Here is a 24469-nt window from a genome sequence, read left to right as displayed (position 1 = left end):
CTTAACCCAAACTGAGTTCTGTCAACAACACAGCATTAACCCCAAATACTTCAATGTAAAATGGAATCAACGTCGACATGTGGTAAATGAGCCGACTGGCTTTACTCGTTTGCAGGTTGCGTCGTCCAGTCATCCTACCTCAACCGCTTCTACAGTCATGATTGAGCATGGACAATATAAAGTTCATTGCCCAGATTCAATGACGCTCTCTGACATGGCTGATTTGGTGAGGTTGCTGGCATGATACACTGGGCTAGTGACATTCCTATCTACTTACATCGTGACCCCGTCGATTTTCGCAAAGCCATTAATGGGCTCTTTGTCATTGTGAGTGACGCCATGGAGTTGGCTCCCTTAACCTATGCTTGCCCATGCTGTAGTAGCCATATCGTGACGGCCAGCAAACCAAAACAACCGATCGAAAAGAGTATTTCCAGCCCAGGATTACTAGCCTTCGTGGCCACCAGTAAATACGCCGATGCGCTGCCTCTATATCGCCAAAGTGACATGTTTAAGTGCATTGGGATCGACATGGATTGAACCAATCTGGCGAACTGGATGATCAAATGCGGAACATTATTCAGCCTCTGATCAATCTTCTGACAGATACCCTACAACAGCAACCGTGTCTGCATATGGACGAAACCACGTTACAGGTCTTGGATGAGCCTGGGAAAACAGCACAAAGCAAAAGCTACATGTGGGTGATGCGCACCACCGGAGCTCAGCCCGCGTGCGTGTTCCACTATGCTGACAACCGATTACAATCAGTACCATTACATCTCCTCTCATCCGACAACCAAGCCATCATGGTGGATGGTTATGAGTGGTATCAAAAAGCCTGTGACGATTATGAGATTAAACGCTTGGGATGTTGGGCGCATGCACGCCGAAAGTTTAAAGAGGCCAAAGACGTTCAGCTTAAAGGCAAAACAGGGAAAGCGGATCAGGCGCTAAACTGCATCCAAAAGCTCTATGTTATCGAAAGAAAGATCAAAGACATGCCCCCAGACAAACGTAAAGATGTGCGTCAACAGGAAGCCGTGCCGATACTCAAGCAATTAAAGAGCTGGATGGGAAAAAGCTTGCCCAACGTTGCTCCAAAAACAGCAATGGGGAAGGCATTATCTTACTTGAATAATCAATGGGATCGACTGGTCGGTTACGTTGAGGATGGCCATTATCCTATTGATAACAATGCTGCAGAGCGAGCTATCCGCCCTTATGCAATAGGACGTAAGAACGGGATGTTTAGTAAAAGTCAGGCGGGCGCGACAGCCTGCGCTAACTTATACAGCTTGAAACGGCCAAGGCCAATGGGCTTAATGAGTACGAGTGGTTAAAGCATATCTTCAAACAGCTCCCCAATGCCGAAAATGTGGAGGGTATTGAGGCATTACTGCCTTGGAATTGCAAGGATGTAGTTGGATAGGCGCTTACCTATTTCCCAATCACTGAAGCGCTTTTTAGTCTCTACAATTAGTGGGCGTTTATCTATTGAAACCGCACTCTTGATCGTTTCCATTTTGGTTCGCTTCTCTTTGCGATAATGCTTTTTTCTTGTCTTAGATGCCGATATAACTCTTCTTTTTCATGAAAATATTGATAAATCCATCATGGCTAACTGAGATACCACACCTTTTTAAAGTATTCGATACTTGCTTAGGGCTCCGCTCCAATCGAACTCAATTAAAGCACTAATATATTCAATCATTTTTGATGATATTCGATACTTAGCTGACGTTTTTCTCCTGATTAAACAAGCTATCTGAACTTTAAGACAATACGACTTTGCATTTCTATTTCGCTTTAACTCATGATGAATCGTGGCTCTATTGAGACTGACATCTTTACTCTTCGGTCAACTGCTGATCGCTCATCTAGTACAGCTTTGTTCTGCGGTAAGAAGAAGTGTACCAACTTTAGTTGCTGGCTTCTTCTCACCTTATTTTCACTGTCGCACTTATTATTTGAATTTAGGGGCTATAAAAATCGGCACGATTTCATTGCATTTTAACCAAACCTTTTTGCAATTTTAACCAACCCTTTTTGTAACTTTAACCAACCCTTTTTGTAACTTTAACCAAACCTTTTTGTAATTTTAACTTTGGTTAATGTTTTAAAAATGAATTCTTTTTATAGTTCTCCCTCTCGCTAAAACTATTTATTAAGTGTGCGAGAGCAATTATAAAATTTTGGAATATCACTACGGATTAAAAGAAGTTACTACTATGGATACGAAAAAGGATGTAGCGATTGTAGGAATTGGTTGTCGTTTTCCGGGTGAAGCAAATAGCCCGAAAGAATTCGCTGATCTAATTTTTAATGGGGTTGATGCAATAAGTGAGGTGCCAGAGGATCGTTGGAATAAAGAGCACTTTTACTCTTCTGAACATGCGTTGGGTAAGGCTCGAACAAAATGGGGTGGTTTTATTAAGCAGCCTTATAAGTTCGATGCCGCATTCTTTGGACTGACGCCTGTTGAAGTCTCTAGCATGGACCCTCAACAGCGATTGTTGTTGGAAGTATTTTGGGAATCATTAGAAGATGCAGGACTCAACCCTTATGAAATGAAAGGGTCAAAAACAGGGGTGTTTATAGGGGCATTTACGCTAGATCACTTGTTGAATGAAACCAGTCATACTAATTGGGATGCATTGAACTCTCATACGGCGACTGGCTCAATGATGACCTTGTTGTCTAATCGAATTTCCTACCTTTTCGATTTAGTTGGTCCAAGTATTACACTAGATACAGCTTGTTCTTCTTCGTTAGTTGCAGTTCATTTAGCTGCAAAAAGCATTTTGAATGGCGAGTGTCATCAGGCTTTCGCTGGCGGCGTTAATTTAATGCTAAATCCTGGGGTTACAGTAGCTGAGTCCAAGGCAAATATGCTTTCACCTACTGGACGGTCTCGTTCTTTTGATGCAAAGGCGGATGGTTATGTCCGTGGTGAAGGAGCAGGACTAGTACTGTTAAAACCTTTGGAGCAAGCGATAACGGATGGCGATCGCATTTACGCAGTTATTAAAGGTTCTGCAACGAACCAAGACGGGAAGAGCAGCGGACAAACTGTACCCAATGGACAGGCTCAACAGACTTTGGTTCGTGAAGCTTGCCTAGATGCAAAGGTGTCACCTGCGTCTATTCAATATGTTGAAGCCCACGGAACGGGAACACCAGTGGGTGACCCTATTGAAGCCAATGCGCTGGGTAATGTGTTATCTGAGGGGCGTGGGGATGGTGACTCTTGTTTAATTGGTTCGGTAAAATCTAACTTTGGTCATACCGAAGCGGCTGCCGGAGTTGCAGGATTGATTAAAACCGCTGTATGTATGCACTATGGTGAATTGTCTCCTGTGGTACATTTTGAGAAGAGTAATCCAAAAATTGACTTTGCTTCCCTGAAGCTTACTCCAGTCATATCGCGCCAACCTTGGCCATTGAGTAATATGCCCAAGTTAGCAGGCGTAAACTCTTTTGGCTTTGGTGGCAGTAATTGTCATGTTGTTCTAGAACAGGCTCCAGTTCGTAAAACGCCAAACAGTGTACAGAACGGCTCTAATAGTCAAGGTTATAGACTTCCTATCAGTGCTAAGAATGAAGCAGCGCTCAAAGCACAGTGCAAAAACTACATACAGTGTTTACAGAATGAAGAGTCTGATATTGCAATAATTTGCGCAAATGCTTCTTTACTCCGTGCTCATTTGGATCAGCGTTTGGTCGTTTCTGCTAGTAACAAGCAAGAAATGATTGAGCAGCTAAACCTATACCTTAATTCTACGGCTTCTGAGCACATTAGCATGAACAAAGTAGTGGCTAAATCAGATGAGCTTATAACGACAATGGTTTTATCTGGTATGGGGCCTCAATGGTGGGCAATGGGTCGATCATTACTTACATCTGAGCCTGTATTTGCCGATATGTTTGAGCGTTGTGATGACGCATTTTCAGAGCTTACCAATGATTGGTCTCTAAAAGATGAGTTTACGGCTAATGAAGAAAAGAGTCGAATGGCAGAGACGCAAATTGCTCAGACCAGCAACTTTGCTTTGCAAGTCTCTCTTGCAGCTCTCTTTCAATCCAAAGGAGTAGTGCCTGATATTATTGTTGGTCACAGCGTTGGTGAAACTGCTGCAGCTTATATTTCTGGCGCGTTAACGTTGAAAGATGCTGCGAAGGTTGTATTTCATCGTAGTCGTTTGCAGCAAACAACTAAGGGAAGCGGTGGTATGCTGGCGGTTGGGCTAAATCACAGCCAGGCGTTAGATATTATCGATTCAGTTGCTGATAAAGTTTCGATTGCTGCTATTAATGGTCCAACAGCGATCACGCTTGCAGGCGATACTGACACGTTAACAGGTATTGCTAAACAATTAGAAGATCAAAAAATATTTCAAAAATTCTTACGTGTTGAAGTGCCTTATCATAGCCCGGCAATGGAGCATCTAAAGGAAGAATTTCTAGCTGCGGTTGCAGATATTAAGCCTCGTGAAACGCATACTAAGTTATATTCTACCGTTACTGGCAAGTTGATTGATGGACGTGACCAAACGCCAGAATATTGGTGGTTAAATTTGAGAGCGCCAGTATATTTTTCTGATGCGATCGAAAAAATCGCGTCGGAGGAAAAAAGTCAACTATTTCTTGAAGTGGGCCCACATCCAGTGTTGGGAGGGTCTATTTCTCAGCAGCTTACGGAGAAGCAATTAACAGGCGTCGTCATACCGACACTACGACGACACGAAGATGAAGTGTTTTTGGTCAACAAATCAGTTAATGAACTTTATGTAAATGGGTACCCGCTTAATTGGAAGTGTTTACAACCAGCCGTTGACAAGTCCGTTTCATTACCTCTGTATCCGTGGCAGCGTAATGAATACCGAAGTGAAACCCACGATTCATTAAATTGGTTACAAGGTGGAAACGTTGACAGTTTGCTAGGACGTCGCCAGCCAACAGCTACCCCAACTTGGGAATTGCAAATCAGAGGGACGCAGTTAGCGTTTTTGTTTGATCATCAGGTTCAGAGCCAATCGGTACTTCCCGCTGCAGCCTATGCCGAAATGGCTTTACAGGCAATGCGTCAGCTGCACCCTAATTTACATGTCAGTGTATCTGCTTTGCAGCTTCAAAAAGCGATGTTCATATCCTCAAATGAACCAATTAATGTACAACTTCTATTCAGTCAAGATCACTCTAGTTTTGAGGTGTATAGTCGTCGCAATGCTATGGAAGATTGGAAACATAATGCGAAAGGTCAAGTCATAGTTTCACGTACTTATCGAGCACATGAGCGCTCACCGATTACTGTAGATAACTGGCAGACTAAAGAGCAGGTGTTCACAAAATTTGAGAAGATGGGGTTCAACTATGGTGATGCTTTCCAGTTGATAGACAGAGCAGCGTTTAATGAAAAGGGAGCTATTGCATCGATTACGCTACCTAGTCAGGTTAGTGAATTTATAGTTCACCCCGCTTTAACTGACGCGTTGTTGCAGCTTATGCTTATTGCCGCAGATCGACGTCAGCAAACCTACTTGCCTACTAAAATTGGCCAATTAACTTTTGATAGACATTTTACCAGAGGCCTTACTGAATCCCTAACCGCTCAATGTGTACTTCATAGCAATAACGACAATGAAGCTTCGGGTGACGTTCATTTGTTTAACAATCGAGGTGAGTGCCTACTTTCATTGACAGGTGTGCAGCTTAAGCCGTTAACGGGCGATATTAATGAAGATGAGTCGACTTGGTTAACTCAAATCGACTGGCAGCGCTACGATTCTCCTTTGACGGATTTGAATAGTAATAAACGATGGTTGGTCGTTGCAGATGGAACGGATTTGACGGCTCAGGTAATTGTCGCGTTGGAGGCTCAAGGTCAGCAATGCCAGCCTGTTGAATTTAATCAGATGTTAGATGCGGTCGAGACAAATACTCTAGGTAGTCTATTAGAACAATTTGGTGGCTATGATCAGTTAGTCTGGTTGCCAAGTATGCATTTTGATGCTTCCTCAATGAGTAAAAGAAGTTTGGAAAAGACTCATCAATTTGGCGTTTATGCATTTCTAGAGGTCATAAAAGAAGTTGAACGCTTCGGCAGGAAGGTGACCATTTGGCCCGTTAGTCGTGGTGCACATCAAATTATTCCAGACGAACCGATGTCACTTTCTGCAGCTCATTTAATAGGCTTTTCTCGAGTAATGGCTTATCAGGAGAGACCTAATAGCTGGCAAAGCCTTATTGACCTACCATTACAAGTAACTTCAGATGATGTAAAAGCATTTGTTGGGACATTGTTGTCCTCATTGTCTGGTAAGCCTGAAGTTGGTATTAGACATGGAGCGCGCTATGTTGCAAAGCTTGTGTCACATAAACAAAGTGTTAACCCGCTTCCTGTACGCTGGAATGCCGATGAAAGCGTGATGTTGACGGGGGGACTTGGTGACCTTGCCATATTGCAAGTGCATCAATTGGTTGATGCAGGTGCCCGTCATTTTATATTGCAAATTAGGCAGCCTCTCCCTCCAGAAGAAGAGTGGCACCGTCTAGAAAGTAGCAGTAAGAGTGCAAATCAAGTACTTAAATTAGCCTCACTAAAGCGTCTTGGAGTAAGTGTCACACTAACTAGCGTGGATATTACTGATGAGCATGCGCTGAAGGCGTTTATTGAGCAATACCAGCAGGAACATCCCCCCATTAAACATTTGTACCACTGCGCTGGTGTTGTGAAAGACAAATTGGTCGGTGAACTAGAAACTAAGGATTTTGAGTCTATATATCAAGCGAAGGTTTATGGTAGCTGGGCACTGAATCAAGCTTTTGGTGATCAACTAGAAACCTTCGTTTTTTATTCTTCCTATGCTTCTGTATACGGAGCGATCGGACAATCTAACTATGCGTCGGCGAACAGCTTCATGGATGGACTTGCACAATGGCGTAGACAATGTGGTCGGGCCGCTCTGAGTATCAATTTCGGGCCATGGAGCGGTCTTGGTATGGCTGAGAACCTAAACCTAGATGACTTCTTTTCACAAAACGGAATGAAACCGATAACGGTGGACAGCGGTAAACGTTTGGCGCATTACTTGTTTCGCTTTGATGCACCTCAAGTTGTTGTTGCTCCAACAGACTGGAGTAAGTCGGCGGTGCTTTTCCCTAACGGAGTCCCCGCACTTGTGGCTGACCTTGTTCCTGAAGACAAGCAAACTGATGACGAGCCACAATTTGATTTGAAAGAAGGGATATTGAGAGCCCAAGGTGAGGAGCGTGTGAAGTTGGTTAGTCAGCTTTTAGTCGAGCAACTAGCGCAGACAACTAAGTTAGATGCCAACGACTTAGATGCTTCAGTCGGTATTTTGGATTTGGGACTGGATTCTTTGCTGAGCACCTCCTTTAAAAATCGAATTGAGTCAGAGCTCCCTGTTACTGTGTCCTTACTCGACTTGTTAAAAGGACCTTCTGTCAACGAGCTAGCTGAGAAAGTAGCTGTCACTCTTGATGATTAGTGACATATCGCTCGTAACTTAAGCATATGCTTAGGTTACGAGCCTTATATAAGGAAATATCTATGAAGAAAATATTTGTCGTTGGTGATTTGTTCGAACGCTTTGCACTCAATAGTGACGTGATGACATTGACGAATTTTATTCAGTCCCATAAAAAGAATCAGCTTATTCGAGAGAATAGTTACTGGGTTGGTCAGGGAGTAAACCAGGATGATCTGTTCAATTTAAGTCAATCGTATCCAGAGTTATTTGAGCTGCTGCAGGGTACGTCGTATATAGAGAAAGACAAGAGTTTAGTACACAAGCAGAAAGCCGAAAATTGTCATCTTGGTATGGTGGAGCAATTAAGCGAGCAACGTTACCGCATCCCTGTGTTGATTGATCAACATTGCGCTGAGCTTTCAGATCATATTACTGGCGAGCACATTAACGGAACTATTTTGATGGAGGCAGTTCGTCAGGCTTGTATTGCCGTGACTGAGAAATACTTTATTAAAGACCAGCAAGCGGTGTATTTCATACTTAAAGAAATGAAGTGTGAGTACACGAGTTTCCTATTCCCTCTCCCGATTACGATGGATTATCAGATTACTCAGAGTGAGATAAAAAGTGCCCATCAGACAGAGTTTGAAGTTGTCGCCCAGCTCTATCATGTCTCAAGCCAACCAGCTTGTAAGATAAATGCAAAGTTTTCGACGTACGAAAAAAACATGATGTCACAGCTAGAAAAGGGTATGGCGCAAGCCAGTCCAGAATTGTTCATTGATTAATTAAGGATGATACGTATGAGTAAAAATTATGTAGTTTTTTCAGATGTTGATGAAACGATTATTAAATTCAAAAGTATGTTGAAGTTTATGGATTACTTTTTGTTTGAAAGTGAGTATTCCTCAAAACCCGCAGCAGAAAAAAAACGAGAAGAATATATAGAGATTAAACGTTTAGTAAAAACACATGAGCATACTCGCGAAGTGCTTAATCGGCGCTTCTATGCCATGTTTTCTGGTATTAGGCAAGCCGAGCTTCAGGACGCTGCAAAAATTTGGTTGGAAGATATATTTGAGCGAGGAGACTTATTTATTGAAAAAACTCTGTCGGAGCAAAAACAGCATAAAGATCAAGGCGCTGAAATCGTGCTGGTTTCTGGATCTTTCAAAGATATTCTGGGCCCGATCATGAAATATATGCACGCTGATTATCTGTTGTGTTCGGATCTTCAAGTCAAAGATGGCGTGTATACGGGTACTTTATTGCAGCAGGTCATTGGCGAAGGTAAATGGCAAGTTATTAGTAAGCATATCGAAGGGAAAGGAATTAATCTTGAGGACTGTTTTGCATACGGAGATCACGAATCAGATCTGTGCTTTATGGAGAAAGTGGGTAATCCTGTTGTTGTTGGTAAATCCGAGTCTATGCAGAAGTTAGCTCATGAACGTAATTGGAAATTGATTCCTGCGTAGTAATTAAGGAGTGGTGATATGAAAATAAACGGACAATATCAGGCGGTCATTGTAGATGATGTATTCACGATGGACCTTACTACTCAGGGCCCGTTTTATCCCCCGAGCGAACTTATGGATAATGACGGCAACTTTGTTGTAATTGGTAAAATCATTGGGGGAGATGGCTCGATTCGATGGGGAGCTGCAACGGTTAGTTCAGATTCGGAAGTGCCTCCATTTGGGCAGGTGGCACCCTATAAAATTGTGAAACACTTAACTCTAGAAGAAGTAAAACAGTCTCAAACTGTATTACATACATTGCCTTTACCACTACCTTGTAACAACTATCCAATGGTCTTTGCACCAGAACAAGTTCCAAATGCGCCAGATATTAAACGACCGTCTTTACCTCTTCATTTAGCACATATTCCTGATATTAGACCTGAAGATGGCCGCAAGGTGACTGCCCCTATTACACTACAACAGTGGTGTCAGGCTCATGGCACTATGCGAGTTCGTATTCCTGAGAGTCAAACAGAGGCGCGCTTTGATTTTGACTTTAGTGGCATGATTCCAAATAGCCTTTATACGGTAATGGCATTACGTACTCATAATATTAATCCAGACAATCCCACACGTCCTGGTGTTCTGGGTGTTCCAAATGTGTTTATCAGTGATGAAGAAGGGAATGCTAAGTATTGTGCGACCATGCCTAACCCGTTTCCTAAAGGCGACGGTGCTGACAGGATTATTGATGTCATTGTTCTTTGGATCAGTTCTCAAATGAGCTTTGGTGGTGCGATAGGTCATTTTGGATTGGGTGGCGATATTCATGCTCAACTTAAATTTAAGCAATCGCCATTCTCTGAGTATACAACCAAAACCTCAGCAGACGAGGCATAAGAATGGCTAATCTTAACCGTATTTTTACGCCTTTTTTTGCATGCAGTGGAATTTTGCTGGCTCTTGGTTCGATCGTCATGGTTCAGCCGATATTTGCCGAAGTTGGATTGAGTTTAGGAGTACCCAGTACGGATGTACGTGTGTCATTTAGTATTGTGAGCCTTAGCTACGCCGTTGCGTTTTTTCTGTTCGGTCCGCTTACTGATCGTCTAAATATAAAATGGCTTGGCGCATTCAGCTCGTTAGCGCTTGCTGTTTCTTGCGCTTTGCTAAGTCAAGGGCAGGATATCTTATTCTTTAATCTCGCTATTTCAGTTGTCGGTATTAGCGCGGCAGGAATCGTCTCGTCCATGTTCCCTTATATGACGAAAATCGCGCAAGAAAAGCAACGTGGAAAATATTTAGGTTACTGTCTAAGTGCGACGGTCACTGGCATCATATTTGGGCGGGCTTATACTGGAGTAGTTGCTGACTATTATGATTGGCAATTAGCTATTCTAACCTATTCAGTTCTCTGCCTTTTTTTATTTGTTGTGATGCTGACGCTTAAGCCCGTTTCTGTTACTCAAAGTCAGCTATCGATGTTAGGGCAGTACTCTCAGTCACTCTCATTGTTAAAAAACACGACTGTTTTATCAAGTTATTTGGCAGGTTTTTCACTCTTTATAGCGTATCTTGGAACGTTAACATTCCTTACCTATCATTTGGTTGAACCGCCATTTTTGTATGCAACCAGTGATATAGGATGGGTGAGTTTTTCGGGTTTTTTAGCTGCCTTTCTAGCACCTATGGCGGGAGGATTTGCGCAAAAATATGGCTTTCAGAAAATGGTCTTGACAGGCGTTTTTCTTGTTTTGTGTGCTTTAGGGGAGCTGTATTTTGCAGAAAATTTTATTGAGTTACTGATTGGGCTGTTGATGCTGTATTCGGGAGTATACATCTGCCAACCAGCTGTCTTTTTTCATATTACTCAATTGATACCTGGCAATAAAGTTGGTGCTGCATCGTCATTTTATCTGCTTTCTTGTCTTGCTGGCGGCAGTTTTGGCAGTTTTATTCTTGGAATGGTTTGGGATCAATGGGGCTGGGCTGGTATTACTCTAGCTAATTGCCTTGCTGTGGTAATTACATTGATACTCACATTACGACGCCAACCGCAACCTAACTTTCAGCCTAAGGAAACATCGATATGATACAGGATATTGAGCTAATCAGCTTTAAGCTATGCCCCTTTGTACAGCGTACTGTAATTATTGCTAAGGAAAAAGGCATTGAGTTAAAGGTGACTTATATTGACCTTGCGAACAAGCCTGACTGGTTTAAGGCCTTGTCTCCACTTGGAAAAGTGCCAGTGTTACGAGTGGGTGATCAAGTGATTTTTGAGTCAAATGTTATTATGGACTACTTTGATGAGGTGACTCCTGGTTTTTTGAGACCATCTAATTCTCTAACAAATGCGGTGAATAAAAGCTGGATGGAGTTTGCAAATGGTCTAGTAATGGACCAGTTTCATTACCTACTCAGCAGCAGCGAGGTCGAGCTTAAGCAGAATCGTCAAAAGTATCGGCAAGGCCTTGAGCGTTTGTCACAGAGTATCGATAAACAGCCTTATTTTAATGGCGATGACTTTTGTTTAGTTGATGCTGCATTTACGCCGTTATTCGAACGGCAGCGTATTTTGACCCAGATTTCGGGTGAAAACCCCATGGAAGGGTTCTCGAATATCCTTCTATGGGGAGAAACGCTTATGGCTAGACCTTCGGTAAAAGCATCATTGGTTGATGATTTCGAGAATCTGTTTATAGGCCGCTTTAGTAGTATGGGCGGTTTGTTATTTAAAGGACCTCAACAGTAAGGAGTAATGAAGAGATGGATAAAATTGCCCTTTTAGGGGGAAAGACGCTGCCCAGAGTAGGACTAGGTTGTATGGGGATGAGTGAGTTTTATGGTGACAATGATCATAAACACAATCTCGACGTTCTTAACCGTTCCGTAGAGTTAGGCTATCGGCACTTCGATACAGCAGATATGTATGGTCAAGGAGCCAATGAACGGCTGATTGGTGAGTTCTTGTCAAATCAATCACGTAAAGATTTGTTTATCGCGTCTAAGTTTGGAATTAGACGTGGGCCAGGCGGTGGTCTGTCCAGAGTGATTGATGGCAGCGCTGCATATGTGAAGGAGGCTTTGTATCGTTCTTTAGAGCGTTTAGGGACGGGTTATATTGATCTCTATTATGTCCATCGTCGTGATCCTAATACTCCTATTGAAGAGACCATTGGAGCGATGGTTGAACTTAAAAAAGAAGGCTTGATTGGCGGTATTGGTTTGTCTGAAGTGTCAGTAGATACGTATCAGACAGCGCATAATGTCCATCCTATCGCTGCAATTCAAACAGAATATTCTCTATTATCTAAAGAGCCTGAAAACGGTATGTTACAGGCATGTAAAGAGAATGGTACTGCATTTGTAGGTTACAGTCCGATGAGCCGAGGCCTATTAACGGGACAACTTAATGCCAGCACGGTTAGCCAAAACGGCGACGCTCGTCAGTTCTTACCCCGTTTTAGTGGTGAAAACCTAGATGCTAACTTAACGTTGGTAGAAGCTCTAACAGAGTTGGCCAAAGATAAGTCATGTTCTCTGGCGCAATTGGCCTTGGCGTGGGTTTTAGCGCAAGAAGAGTTTATTCATATTATCCCAGGAACGCGACGTGAAAAATATCTACTTGATAACTTTAATAGCTTGAATGTTGAATTAACGGCAGCGGAGCTATTATGGCTAAGAGCGCATTTTGACGAAGGGAAAGTAGCAGGCTCCCGCTACCCAGAAGCTGCTATGGCGGGGATTGAAAATTAAATAGTGGTCCATTGATTAAATTCTAATGACCAAATTATAGAAGAAAGGGATATTTTATGAGTGATAAAATCGAAATAACGGCATTTATACAGTCTGTTCCGGGAAAAGCCGCTGAACTCAAGCAAGCTATTATTGAGCTGATTAAAGTGACGGTGGAAGAGCCTGGTTGTGAAGTCTTTAAAATTTTTCAGTGTGCCGACGATCCAGAGCGCTTTGTTCTTTGGGAAGTGTTTAGCGATGCTGAAGCGATGAAGTGGCATATGGAGCAGGAATATACTAAAGAGTATTTTAATCTCGGGCTTGCTCAATCTACCACGGCGACGCGTCATGTAGAGCTTGTCGTATAAGGCTTTCATTGATGTAAAAGACTATTCTGCTGTACAAATTTACGAGCGGAACTCTTCTGACGAGGGTGTAAGAAACTCTTCTATTAAATAGCCCTCGTCTAATTATTCATTATCTTGAGATTTTTATGTATTTTTTACCTTTAAATCAGCCTTCTGAAGCGAAGTTAGCATTAGTTTGCTTTCCTTATGCTGGAGGACACGGACGTATTTTTGCTGACTGGGTAGGAGCGATCGGAACTGATATTGCACTATACGGAGTACAGCTACCCGGGCGCGGTGAGCGATTGCTACAGGCACCAGTGACAGAAATGAAACAACTTGTTAGGAAACTCGTTGTTGCATTTTCTAATATGCCTTCAATGCCTAAAGTGTTTCTAGGACACAGTTTAGGTGGACGTATCGCGTTTGAGCTTATTACTCAGCTTTCTTCGGAACGGAAAGAGTTACCACTGCACTTTATCGCCTCCGGTTGTCGTGCGCCCCACTTACCGCGCCAGAAATACAATATTCATCAGTTGCCGGATGATGAATTTATCGCTATTTTGCGACAAATGGGTGGGACGCCAAAAGCGTTACTAGAAGATGAAGAGTTGTTATCGTTGCTCCTACCCAGTATTAAAGGTGATTTTAAGCTAGCCGAAACGTGTCCTGCGTCAGGAGTGAAAGAGTTACCTGTTCCAATAAGTTTGTTTAATGGTATCGACGACGGTATTGATGTCCGCAGTCAGAGTGAACATTGGCAAAAACACTTTTCGAGTAAAATAGATGAACATTGGTTCGCAGGAGGGCATTTCTTTATACATCATCAGCAAGGCGCTTATCTGACTGAGCTTAGAAGTGTGCTTAAAAAGGTAATGGCTCACTAGAGCGTGTTGATCTTTGTGGTATAAAAAATAATCAGCAAGAGGAGCTGTTATAATGGTTTCGCCAAAAATCAAAGTAACCGCTCCAAATGCCAAGACTAATGCTAACAGATGATAGTTGGACACTGCTATCAAGAATTATGTCCCTAACGGGGCGTGTTTATAACAAACCTGAACATAGAATGACCCTTGAAGGTATTTTGTACAGCATGAGAACAGGCATCCCTTGGCGTGACTTGCCCAAGGAGTTTGGGGTTTGGAACACGATATTTAGGCGCTTCAATGCCTGGTTAAAAAAGGGTTAATGAAGGTTTTTTTTCAGTTTCTTAACCGTTTTAATGACCCTGAATGGCTGTTTATCGACGGAAGTATTGTTAAAACTCATCAAGATGGAGCAAGCGTTAAAGTGCCGTCTGAGTAATCGATAGGAAAACGTCGCGGCGGTAACTCGACCAAAATACAACTCGACCAAAATACATTTAGCGGTAGATAGTGGCGGCCTTCCTGTCTATTTTGAGTTATCTGGCGGCCAAGTGAATGATGTAATTCAGGTACTGTCCCAAAAAGTGTGTCTTTTCTCTCATTTCATTGTTTCACTCTTTATTTAAACAGGTGGCTTTTCTGAAAACGACTAACCGGGTGACGATAAGTCGAACTATTCATATCTATGGCCACTTTGCTTAAAAGCGTTAATACCGACTCGACACTAGGCATCGAATTTCGGATTTTCAACGTCCGTTTGAAGGCTTTATTTAAACGCTCTATCCAGTTCGTTGTATAAATTATATTACGGATATCATATTCAAAACTAAGATACGTTGCATAATAAGATAACCAATCAGCATCCTCTAGCCGCTTTAGATGCGGATAGTAACGCCGCCACTTTATTGAAATGGCTTTGGCTCTTTTTAAGAGAGCATCTTTTGTATCATCTCGATTCTCTAGCTGAAAAATGTCACTGAGATCCGAGACCATTTCTGGACGATGCTGCTTCTTCGTTTTGTTAAGGATAGAACGCTTGAGGTGTAGAATACACTTTTGAATGGGCGCTTTGAAATGCGTCTCAAGCGTGCTGTCTAATCCGGTCAGGTTATCGATAACAAACAAATCTGATTGTTTAAGACCTCTGTTTTTTAAATCAACGCAGATCTCATTCCACACGCTGGCTGATTCTGTCGGTGCATTGTAGATACCAATTACCTCACGTGTCATATCTGGCAACACCGCGAGGGCAATGTAATACGCTTCGCTGGAAACTCGTTCACGCCTCGTTTTTACAAAGGTTGCATCAAGATAAATGATAGGATAATACTCAGCTAATGGACGCTCTCTAAACGCTTGCATGGCTTCTGATAAGCTGGAAGTGATGCGGGATATTTGGCTTTTTGACAGATGTTGTCCGTATATTGTTTCGGTAATGGACTCAATATCACGGGTGGTCAATCCTTTTGCATAAAGCTCAAAGCAAAGCTCATTGAGTGAGTCTGCTTGATCTTTCATGACCTTAAGTAAGGTTGGTTTAAAGCCTCCCAAGCGATCTCTGGGAATTTGCAAAGATAGTGAGTCGCCCACACCATAGCCACTCACAGAACGGTAACCGTTGGCTTTATTACCTTTTGTTGCTGCCTCTAAATAGGCTTACGCTCTGCCTTCATTAGACTGTTCATTGCTATCTCTAGCAACCGGTTTACACCGTCGGGTTGTGATGTGAGTTGATCAACAACGGCTTGTATCTGAGTTTGGTTTAGCTTTAAATGATTCATAGTCTCTCTTTTGTTAAATGGTTTGTTTTTTGGTCGAAACAATGTCATTTAATGAGAGAGAGGCGACTTTTACAGCACCTCGTTAGACACACTTACTGGGACGGTATGATGCGGGATGGTTCTAATATTCACTACGATAGACTTATTCAATTTAGTCTATCGTATTTATGCGACGGTAGAGTCATTGCTTCAGAATGCATGAATTCCCCAGCAGACTTTATGCTATCTAAAAGAATGATCGCCGCGAAGACCAGTGTGCTTTCTCACGTGTTAGCCGATGTAAGCTGTTCTCTGAATGAGTATGCCAAACCCGTTAAACGGATGAGTGAAGCTTGAGCGTATAACGGCTTTGGCTTGTTTATTTTCGATGTTTGGCTATGTTATCTCGACGGTTTTCTTTTCCCTGCGGGCTTTGGTGCACTGCGCCCTGCAGGTGCCCGGCCTTTACCACCGGTTCCTGTTTTACCCTTTGGTGCGGGTTTACCATTGCCTTTGCTGTGCGGCGGTTTAGAGCTTCCTGGTCTTGAACTTCCCGGTTTGGAATTAGACGGTTTTGAACTTCCCGGCTTGCCTTTCCCCGGTGCTGAGGGTCGGCCGCCGCGTCTCGCGCCACCGTTGTTTTTTCCATCGCGCGTGTCAGAGCGACGGTTGCCCGACTCTCTGTTGCCGGAGTGACGATTGCCTTGTGGTTTTGGCTTTCGTGGGTTCTTTGCGGGCGGGTTGGTTGTGTCTGAGTCTTCCGTCAGTTTCACAAGCGTTTGCAGTTCTTTTTGTGTTAGGTCGCGCCAATCTCCAAGAGCAAGCCCTTTGAGCGAGACGTTCATAATGCGGATGCGTTCAAGGCGCGTTACTTCATAGCCAAAATGCTCAGCCATGCGACGGATTTGGCGGTTTAGACCTTGTACCAGCGTGATATTGAATACATAGGTCGACTCTTTCACCACTTTACATTTTTTAGTGACTTGCCCAAGAATCGGAACGCCGCCTGACATGCCGTCGATAAAGGCCTGAGTGATGGGCTTGTTCACGGTAACCAGATATTCTTTTTCATGGTTATTTGCGGCGCGTAGAATCTTATTCACCAGATCGCCATTGTTGGTCAAAAAGATCAGGCCTTGAGAGTCCTTATCGAGGCGGCCGATCGGGAAGATTCGAGCACCGTGTTTGACGAAGCTGACGATATTGGCGGGCTCGCTGGATTCCGTTGTACTGACAATGCCAACGGGTTTGTTTAACGCGATAAAAATCAGGTCTTCGGCTTCTTGCGGTTCGATGATCTGACCGTTGACCTTGACAAGATCACCGGGAGAGACCTGATCGCCCGTTCCGGCGCGTTTACCATTGATGAAGACACTCCCCTGATCGATAAATCGGTCGGCTTCACGCCTTGAACACAAGCCGCTTTCGCTGATGTATTTATTGATCCGAATTGAAGTTTTAAAGTTCATTTAATGGTGTGCCTTCGGGAATGAATAAAAAGTAATGTCGATTGTTTTAGCTGCGATAGCCATTTATTTTGGGTGAAGTCGCTATGTGTTCTAGGCGCAGTCGCTAGCCTTTAAACCCTTTACCAACAAGGTAGACTTCACGCGAACGAGCGCGAGACGAATCTGGCTTGCGAACCACAACCGTTTGGAAGTGTTTACGTACCTCTTTAACGAACGCGTCGTAGCCTTCGCCATGGAACACCTTTACAGCAAAACTGCCTTTGGGTTTTAACACCTGCGTTGCCATGTCCAGTGCGAGCTCAACCAAATAGATTGAAGACGCTTGATCCGACGAAGCAATACCGCTCAAATTAGGTGCCATATCAGAGACTACGACATCAACAGGTGCGCCGTTAACGGCCACCATGATCTCATCAAACACACTTTGTTCAGTAAAGTCACCTTGAATAAACTCAACGCCTGCGAGCGAGTCCATCGGTAAAATATCCGACGCGATCACCTTGCCCTTGTTGCCAACGAGCTTCGATGCGATTTGCGACCAACCGCCAGGTGCAGACCCCAAATCCATCACCAAATTTCCGGGCTTGATCAACTTATCCTTATCGTTTAATTCTAATAACTTATAGCTCGCTCGGGAACGGTAGCCATCAACCTGAGCTTGTTTAACGTAAGGGTCGTTGACATGTTCATCTAGCCAACGGTTGCTGCTTTTGGATCGCGCCATGAGAGTGCCGTATTACTTTCGTTGTGAATTAAGGTGCTCATTGTACCTCAATTAGAGTGAAATGTGGGTAGGGTGTTAGAGAGTCTGTCCCCTTGTCTTTTGGTGTTCTGCGCCTTGATAAGAACACTGACTTACGGCCAATGGGTAGGTATAATGCAGCCTCCAAAACTATTGCTCCCTTATATATTATGAAACTAGACAACGTCAAAAAGCTGCATCAAAAAAAGTACCGTCAGGAGCTGGGACACTGTCTAGTAGAAGGAGAGCATTTGGTACTTGAGCTGGAAAAAGCAGCTCAAAATAACCCTGCCTTGAACGCATCCAAGCTCTACGTCACGCCAGCCTATCAGGATTGGTCGACTCGTTTTGAAAAACAAGATGTCACAGAGCGTCAAATGGCGACCATTGCAGGCACAAAAACACCGCAAGGTATTCTTGCTGTTGTCCCCATGGCAGCGATTCAACCTGAGCAAAACAATACGTTGGCCGCAGTTTATCTGCATGAGATACAAGACCCAGGTAATCTGGGGACCATTCTTCGATCACTAGCTTGGTTTGGTGGTGTTCGCTGTCTACTCAGCCCTGGCAGTGTGGACCCGTTTAACCCGAAAGTGATTCGCTCTAGCATGGGAGCCGTGTTTCACGTGCCAATGGAGTTAGACGTGTCCATCGATACGTTACCTGAGCGTTTCGCTAAGATCGGCTGTCTTGACATGGACGGTGAACCATTAAGCTCACCAGAATTCAAAGCCTGCGATTGCTATATTTTTGGTAACGAAGCGCGTGGCGTCCCTAGAGATAAGCTTGAAGCGCTGAATGCCAAACCATTTACCATTCCGGGTGTTGGCTTGATTGAGTCTTTGAACCTTGCGACCGCTGTAAACCTTAGTATTTACGAACGTCAGCGTTAACTGAATACACATTTAATTTTTATCTTTAAGTCAGGTCGGAGCTTAGGAAATAGATTCGCTATTTTCTAAGCTAGCAGGCTATTATAGGGTATTTACAATATCTAAACACGGATGGTCAGAATGTGTAAGAAAATAGAATAACGTTAATTTACTCTGTTGTAGAAAAGGCTGATTGTTCGTGGTATTGATCTCATTACGCCGACTCATAGTAATTCCTTTTATCGTATTGATGCTGTTTGCTGGTGGCATCATGTACTATTTCTCTACTGTCACCGTTTCGAATGTCGCCGATGGCGTTGGCTTACATTACATCAAAGAAGTTGAAAACAGAGTCTACGATCGCGTTGTCGACTTCATCGCACCGTTAAACGATATTGTCGAGATAAACCGTAAGGCGTTTTCGTTTCGACCTAATCAGCTCAATGATCTATCAAACGTTGCAGGCCGCTTTTATGAGCAGGCGGTTCCCTACACCTACATGAGCTTTATTTCGTTTGCAGCAGAACGTGACGGCAAGTATATAGCGTCCGTGCGCGATCCTTTTGGTCAAACTGATCACCACCTCACATCAAATTACCTTACGAAGCCTTTCTCTCTTGAAGGTTTTGAATATGATCCGCGCCAATATTTTGGCGAAAAAATCACAAGTGCGCCTCCTTACGATGGTTATGATCCGAGAAAACGTCCGTTTTATACCGATGCGGTAAAGCAGGGCGACGCCGTGTGGAGTGACGTTGCGCCTTACTATGGGTATAAAACACTGGGGGTGGGTCTGTCCGCTCCCGTTTATGATCAGCAAGGAAACTTATTGGGCGTGACCGCGACCAGTGTGGCCTTGATAGAGCTCGATAAATTTTTAAAATCCATTGAACTTGGTGACAATTCGTATGCGTTTTTGGCCGAAGAAAATGGTGATTTGATAGCGACCTCGAAAAGCGGCGAACTCTACCGTACCGAAGACGGCGTAACGACGCGTGTTTCGCTAAAGACACATGAAAGCAAAGCCTTTCAAATTGCGAGTAAACAACTTGTGATGGGAGCCCATACACTCGACGTGGACGGGGAACATTATCTATACCATGTTCACGCTATTGCACTGCCACATGGTAAGAAATGGTTAATAGGTGTTCTCATCCCCCAGTCTTACTACTATCGCTTACTCACTGAGTATTCGAATTCCATCCTATTGATTACTTTAGGGTTATTTATTTCCATTGCGTTGATCGGTTCATTGATTGCCCACCATATTGGCAAGCCCATTCGAGCGCTGAACAACGCCGCGAAGGACAGCAAGTTCGAGAGTATTACACGTTTACCTAACCCTTTGAGTCCCATTCGTGAGATCGATTCTCTGAGCCAAGGGCTAAGAGTAATGGCGCACGACCTATCGGACATCATGCAAAACTTAGAAAAGAAAGTCGCGCAAAGAACCTCTGATTTAAAATACGAAAACGAACATCTGCTAGAGCAAAGTAATCAGGATGAACTGACAGGCCTCTATAACAGACGCGGTTTTAACGTGGGATTTGATCGAGCTCTATTGACCGCCCAGCAACAATCGCGGTCCATTGCGTTTGTGATATGCGACATTGATCACTTTAAACGCGTCAACGACTTGTTCGGCCATACAGTGGGAGATCAAGCGCTGCAAGTGGTTGCAGATGTCCTAAAAAGCCAAGTCAGACAGCACGATATCGTTGCCCGATACGGAGGAGAAGAGTTTGCCCTCGTGATGGTTGGCATGTCGCAGGAAGAGATCCTATCGAGGCTAAACAAGGTTCGACAAGCTTTTTTAGAAAGACCTGTTTGTGAAAATCATCACATCACCATGAGCTTTGGCATTGCCTACCGCAACAACAGCGCATCGCACGCCCCACAAACACTAATAACCGAAGCCGATGAAAAGCTGTATCAGGCTAAGAATACCGGACGAGATAAAATTGTGGCTTAGTTTGGGAGGAAATGTTTAACCATGTCAAAACTTTACGTGTGCTACGTTTGTTCAGTAAGCAGAACCTTATGACCTACTACAATTAACACTCTTAGTCGCTTTTGAATATTGGTTTGAAATATGCAACTTTTTTATACTTTAGGTATTAAAGAATTTATTATAGTAAACTTGTGGTTTAAAATAGGCATAATATTCGTACTTTGGGTTTAATAATGTCTTTAAAAATAAACTGGCTGGTTACCCATACCTCTCCTGGTGCTCTTGTGTTACAACAATGGCTGACTGAGAACGGAATAAGCTATTCGTTAGCTCAAAAGTATACAAAGAGTGGCTGGCTTATGAAGTTATCTTCAGGTGTTTATTATCGTCCAAGTGCAAACGGCGACAGCAAGCCAGATTGGACGGAAGCTCTACAAGCAACGGATATACAGCTGCGCCTCCCAGTTCATCTCGCTGGACTAGGTAGCTTGACGCATCAAGGTTTGAGTCATTACCTATCAGTTGGCAAAGAGCAGGTTTGGGTTGGAGTGAAGAGTAAGCAATCATTGCCTAAATGGTTTCGTGAATTCCCTGATCAAAATTGGTTTTATTGTGGCAACCATAAGCTTGAAATTGTTCCTGAAAAGGATCTGAAGGTGATCATGGTTAAGGGGAAAGCACTAAAAGCCAGTTGTCCAGAGCTTGCCGCTTATGAAGTTGTTGACGCAATCGGAAAGCTAATTTCGTTTGAGCATGCCGCAGAGCTTTTCCAAGGGTTGGTAAATCTTAGTCCTAGAAAGGTGCAATCCTTGCTTGAGCGCAGTCGTTCAGTCCAAACCAATAGGGTGTTCTTGTTTCTTTGCCACTTTTATGACCATCAGTGGGTTCAACGCCTCGATGAAACGAAGATAGGATTAGGCTCTGGAAAGCGTCAGGTCGTGGAGAAAGGGCGATTGGATGAACGTTACCAAATAACGGTTCCAGAAAAATTTTTAGCAAAACAAGAAGAACAAAGAAATGGATAGAGAGAGCCCTTACTACAAGCAGCTTTCATTGCTTATTAGAATGTTACCTATCGTCGCAACAGAGTCTGTATTTGCACTAAAAGGCGGTACGGCTATAAACCTGTTTGTGAGGAATTTTCCTCGATTGTCTGTAGATATCGATCTTGCATATCTCCCTCTTGAGCCCAGAATTGAAGCCCTAGAAAATGTAAAAGCAGCGCTTAAAAGGATCGTAGATCTCATCAATGCTCAACCAGATACACGAGCTGTGTTACAGGATCAAAAAGTAGATGAACTTCGTATTGTTGTAACGAGCCTTAATGCAACAATCAAAATTGAAGTGTCTCCGGTAGCAAGAGGTACGCTGCATAAACCGAATAACTTGCCAGTACAAGAGTTAGTCGAAGAAGAATATGGCTATGCGGAAATTTCGGTGGTTAGCCTGCCTGACCTTTATGGTGGAAAGCTATGTGCTGCAATGGACCGCCAACATCCACGCGACTTATTCGATGTTCGTACGTTACTTCTAGAGGAGGGCATTTCTCGAGATATTTTTATTGGGTTTATAACGTATGCGTTAAGCCATCCAAGACCTATCAATGAAGTTATGGCGCCAAACTGGCAACCACTTGATGAGACATTTAAAGCGGAGTTTGACGGAATGACTTTTGAGCCAGTAAACCTAGAGGATTTACTTTCTGTAAGATCTAAAATGGTAAACGAGCTCAAAAAACACTTTACCAAAGAAGATCGTGCGTTTTTATTGTCCTTCAAGCAAGGAAATCCCGATTGGACGTTGTTTGATTACCCTGATGTAGCAAACCTCCCCGCTATACGCTGGAAACTGCAAAACCTAGACAAGTTAGCTAAGAATCAAGCAAAGCATAAAGAGCAACTTACGAAATTAGAAGCCGTGCTTGATGAATGGCTTGAATGAGCGCCTTATTCGTACTTTGTGAATTCCTACGTTGTTTTATGTAGCACAAACATATGGTAGCCAAACTCGCCTAAGTAACGTTCGTAAATCTCAATCTCGCGTTCTAAATCAGCGATGGCTGCTGAATTCGGCATGCTGGCTTTAACATCGGCAACGCGTGCTTTTAGAGGTTGGTAATAGTCAAACCAAGCTCGTTCACTGAGAGTGAAATGATCAATCACGTCAAAGCCAGCTTGCTGCATTTGCGTTAAGCGTGTCGATACGGTTTGCATATCGGCGTATTCGTTCTTCCAGAACGCGATTGAATCGCTGCTTGGGTTATCGGTTAACCAGACTAAATCACTGATCACCATGCAGCCGTGTTCTTTAAGTAACGGTCGCCACTGCGTTAACGCTTGTTCGACTCCCATAACGTAAGCAGAACCTTCCGACCAAACACAATCAAAGCTTGAAGGAGAAAACGGCAGCTCCGTCATACTGGCGCAGAAAAGAGAAACGCGTGCATCTAATGCTTGCTCAGCAAGGCGTTCACCAAGAGTATCGAGAGCGCTTGGCTCGTTATCCACAGCGATGATCTGCGCCTTTGTATGTTGTGCTAACAGGCGGGTAGAAAACCCTTTACCGCAGCCAATATCAATGATGTTTGTAGGCGTGATGGGCAGCATTGATAATGCTTTTAACGAGTCGGCATCGGTGCTTGGCCCCCAACGCTCCAACGTTTGGAACACCGTCATAAAGTCAGCCATGTATTCATCATGCTCATTCATATCGTTCGATAACCTTCTTAGATGCTGGGCTTGTTGTTAATTGAAACGTTAGGGTTATAACGTCAAGTAGAATGAGTATAGCAGGGTGATAAACGATGACGTTATAGACGGGTTGAAGTCTTGATGAAGAACCGCTGTGAAAGTAGGTTGGCTTACGGATGATTTAGAGAATAGATGCGATAGATAAGGTCTACAGATTGTGACCTATAAAGTCACTTTGTGCAGACCTCTAACCGCTGGTTTTTCCTGTTCAGTAAAGCGCATGGATGAGTACTCAACTTGCACTTCACACTTTTACGCGCATAAAAGTGCGAAGTCTTACATTTTTATGCGCATAAAAGTGTGATGAAAATCTAATCGAGTATAAAACTGCCCTCCAATAGCTCTATTTCTTCTTTGCGGATACCTGTTTGTTGGGCAAGGCCTTCCCATTTAGAAATGACCTTTAACAATCTTTGGTGGATAGCCTTGGCTTTACTCGTTATTTTTTATTCAGCAATTGGATGTCTTGCAGCTTTCTTCCCAGCTCGTCATCAAATGCAACTTTGGTTAGGTCGTCCAATAGGCCGAGGGGAGCTAATACGTTGACATAGTGACCAAGCGAAACGGAAGGGTCGCCCTTTAAAATTTTTCGACATGGTTTATCAGGCTAAAGTTTATACATATGCAAAGTGACATGTATAAAAAAACCGTTTTTCTATACATGTTAATTTCTAACGAAATGTAACAGACCAGTGAGGACTGTTTTGAAAAAGAACAGCATGAACCCAGCCATTCAGCGAGGTATGAGCTGAGGCAACAGTGTAAAGCTTGGCGGCTACTTTGGTTTTTATCCTGAAATGAATGAACGCGTTACCCAAAGAGTCATCATTTGAGACTGCATTGGCTACTCCATTTTCTGAACAAAATCTTCCCACAGGATTTGCTTAGTCTGACCAGAAGGTAATCAAAAAAGCGAGATAAATTTGCTTAGAGTACAGACACGCAGATAGAGCTACTTTCTAAACTGGAAGCTGTGTTCGATGGGGGCTTGAATAAGTTTAAAAACTTAGGCTGGCAC

The 24469-nt window shown here is 43.3% G+C and carries 22 protein-coding genes and 2 pseudogenes; 19 read left to right on the top strand and 5 right to left on the bottom strand.

Translation table 11 applies throughout. From position 1 onward, the window contains the following. Positions 1-79: 79 nt before the first annotated feature. From MARME_RS22350 to MARME_RS22930, 4 genes are read left to right on the top strand one after another with little or no spacing between them, the layout of a single operon-like run. Complete coding sequence (locus tag MARME_RS22350; RefSeq protein WP_190273412.1) at positions 80-244, top strand: hypothetical protein; 165 nt, start codon at positions 80-82, stop codon at positions 242-244. Then, a complete protein-coding gene (locus MARME_RS22760; protein ID WP_263053294.1) occupies positions 241-540 on the top strand; it encodes an IS66 family transposase in 300 nt (99 codons plus the stop codon). The genes MARME_RS22350 and MARME_RS22760 overlap by 4 nt, the downstream gene beginning before the upstream one ends. After that, a complete protein-coding gene (tnpC, locus tag MARME_RS20510) occupies positions 516-1343 on the top strand; it encodes an IS66 family transposase (RefSeq protein ID WP_263053293.1) in 828 nt (275 codons plus the stop codon). Before MARME_RS22760 ends, tnpC begins: the two co-directional genes overlap by 25 nt. Further along, positions 1292-1432, top strand: a complete 141-nt coding sequence (locus tag MARME_RS22930; RefSeq protein ID WP_223295065.1) for a transposase domain-containing protein — start codon at positions 1292-1294, stop codon at positions 1430-1432. Before tnpC ends, MARME_RS22930 begins: the two co-directional genes overlap by 52 nt. On the opposite strand, the gene MARME_RS22755 is transcribed toward MARME_RS22930, so the two are convergent. Continuing rightward, complete coding sequence (locus MARME_RS22755) at positions 1397-1525, bottom strand: hypothetical protein (RefSeq protein WP_263053292.1); 129 nt, start codon at positions 1523-1525, stop codon at positions 1397-1399. The genes MARME_RS22930 and MARME_RS22755 overlap by 36 nt on opposite strands. Before the next feature lie 706 nt (positions 1526-2231). Here MARME_RS22755 and MARME_RS20505 point away from each other — a divergent pair. The 10 genes and pseudogenes from MARME_RS20505 to MARME_RS20460 form a co-directional block, all read left to right on the top strand. After that, positions 2232-7511, top strand: coding sequence for a type I polyketide synthase (locus MARME_RS20505; RefSeq protein WP_013663185.1), 5280 nt, complete (start codon positions 2232-2234; stop codon positions 7509-7511). Positions 7512-7573: 62 nt separating this feature from the next. Further along, the gene (locus tag MARME_RS20500; RefSeq protein WP_013663184.1) at positions 7574-8281 is read left to right on the top strand and encodes an AfsA-related hotdog domain-containing protein; all 708 of its coding nucleotides are present in this window, start codon (positions 7574-7576) and stop codon (positions 8279-8281) included. A gap of 15 nt (positions 8282-8296) precedes the next feature. Continuing rightward, entirely contained in the window at positions 8297-8971 is a 675-nt protein-coding gene (locus MARME_RS20495) for an HAD family hydrolase (RefSeq protein WP_013663183.1), read from the top strand. 18 nt (positions 8972-8989) lie between these two features. Next, positions 8990-9856, top strand: coding sequence for a hypothetical protein (locus MARME_RS20490; RefSeq protein WP_013663182.1), 867 nt, complete (start codon positions 8990-8992; stop codon positions 9854-9856). 2 nt (positions 9857-9858) lie between these two features. Continuing rightward, a complete protein-coding gene (locus MARME_RS20485) occupies positions 9859-11049 on the top strand; it encodes an MFS transporter (RefSeq protein ID WP_013663181.1) in 1191 nt (396 codons plus the stop codon). Continuing rightward, positions 11046-11711 carry a glutathione S-transferase family protein gene (locus MARME_RS20480; protein ID WP_013663180.1) on the top strand — a complete coding sequence of 222 codons (666 nt, stop codon included), beginning with the start codon at positions 11046-11048 and terminating at the stop codon, positions 11709-11711. The genes MARME_RS20485 and MARME_RS20480 overlap by 4 nt, the downstream gene beginning before the upstream one ends. 14 nt (positions 11712-11725) lie before the next feature. Next, positions 11726-12715, top strand: a complete 990-nt coding sequence (locus MARME_RS20475) for an aldo/keto reductase (protein WP_013663179.1) — start codon at positions 11726-11728, stop codon at positions 12713-12715. Between the two features lie 56 nt (positions 12716-12771). Then, positions 12772-13062, top strand: a complete 291-nt coding sequence (locus MARME_RS20470) for a putative quinol monooxygenase (protein WP_013663178.1) — start codon at positions 12772-12774, stop codon at positions 13060-13062. Between the two features lie 125 nt (positions 13063-13187). Next, complete coding sequence (locus MARME_RS20465; RefSeq protein ID WP_013663177.1) at positions 13188-13928, top strand: thioesterase II family protein; 741 nt, start codon at positions 13188-13190, stop codon at positions 13926-13928. Between the two features lie 86 nt (positions 13929-14014). Continuing rightward, positions 14015-14470: pseudogene (locus MARME_RS20460) on the top strand (IS5 family transposase); the annotation flags it as partial. A 55-nt stretch (positions 14471-14525) separates the two neighbouring features. Here the strand turns inward: MARME_RS20460 and MARME_RS20455 are convergent. Continuing rightward, positions 14526-15688: pseudogene (locus MARME_RS20455) on the bottom strand (IS256 family transposase). Between MARME_RS20455 and MARME_RS22925 the strand changes: the two are divergent. Next, positions 15680-16024, top strand: coding sequence for an oxidoreductase C-terminal domain-containing protein (locus MARME_RS22925; protein WP_083799830.1), 345 nt, complete (start codon positions 15680-15682; stop codon positions 16022-16024). The pseudogene MARME_RS20455 and the gene MARME_RS22925 sit on opposite strands and share 9 nt — an antisense overlap. A gap of 44 nt (positions 16025-16068) precedes the next feature. Here MARME_RS22925 and rluF read toward each other — a convergent pair whose 3' ends face one another. Both rluF and rlmE read right to left on the bottom strand, forming a co-directional pair. Next, a complete protein-coding gene (gene rluF / locus MARME_RS20450) occupies positions 16069-17136 on the bottom strand; it encodes a 23S rRNA pseudouridine(2604) synthase RluF (protein ID WP_013663176.1) in 1068 nt (355 codons plus the stop codon). Between the two features lie 103 nt (positions 17137-17239). After that, positions 17240-17860 (bottom strand): 23S rRNA (uridine(2552)-2'-O)-methyltransferase RlmE, encoded by a 621-nt coding sequence (gene rlmE, locus MARME_RS20445; RefSeq protein ID WP_013663175.1) that lies wholly within the window; start codon positions 17858-17860, stop codon positions 17240-17242. A gap of 188 nt (positions 17861-18048) precedes the next feature. Between rlmE and MARME_RS20440 the strand changes: the two genes are divergently transcribed. The 4 genes from MARME_RS20440 to MARME_RS20425 all read left to right on the top strand — a co-directional run bounded on the left by MARME_RS20440 (position 18049) and on the right by MARME_RS20425 (position 22642). Then, positions 18049-18771 (top strand): TrmH family RNA methyltransferase, encoded by a 723-nt coding sequence (locus tag MARME_RS20440; protein ID WP_041649062.1) that lies wholly within the window; start codon positions 18049-18051, stop codon positions 18769-18771. Positions 18772-18949: 178 nt separating this feature from the next. Further along, positions 18950-20722: a sensor domain-containing diguanylate cyclase gene (locus MARME_RS20435; protein ID WP_013663173.1), complete on the top strand. Its 1773-nt coding sequence runs from the start codon at positions 18950-18952 to the stop codon at positions 20720-20722. Between the two features lie 212 nt (positions 20723-20934). After that, positions 20935-21726 carry a type IV toxin-antitoxin system AbiEi family antitoxin gene (locus tag MARME_RS20430; protein WP_013663172.1) on the top strand — a complete coding sequence of 264 codons (792 nt, stop codon included), beginning with the start codon at positions 20935-20937 and terminating at the stop codon, positions 21724-21726. Beyond that, complete coding sequence (locus MARME_RS20425) at positions 21719-22642, top strand: nucleotidyl transferase AbiEii/AbiGii toxin family protein (RefSeq protein WP_013663171.1); 924 nt, start codon at positions 21719-21721, stop codon at positions 22640-22642. The genes MARME_RS20430 and MARME_RS20425 overlap by 8 nt, the downstream gene beginning before the upstream one ends. 26 nt (positions 22643-22668) lie before the next feature. On the opposite strand, the gene MARME_RS20420 is transcribed toward MARME_RS20425, so the two are convergent. Next, positions 22669-23409: a class I SAM-dependent methyltransferase gene (locus tag MARME_RS20420; RefSeq protein ID WP_013663170.1), complete on the bottom strand. Its 741-nt coding sequence runs from the start codon at positions 23407-23409 to the stop codon at positions 22669-22671. Between the last annotated feature and the right edge of the window lie 1060 nt (positions 23410-24469).

Origin of the sequence: Marinomonas mediterranea MMB-1, from assembly GCF_000192865.1 — a bacterium.
GTDB lineage: Bacteria > Pseudomonadota > Gammaproteobacteria > Pseudomonadales > Marinomonadaceae > Marinomonas > Marinomonas mediterranea.
Note: the sequence above shows the minus strand (reverse complement) of the source record. Positions and strands in the feature narration are given on the sequence as shown.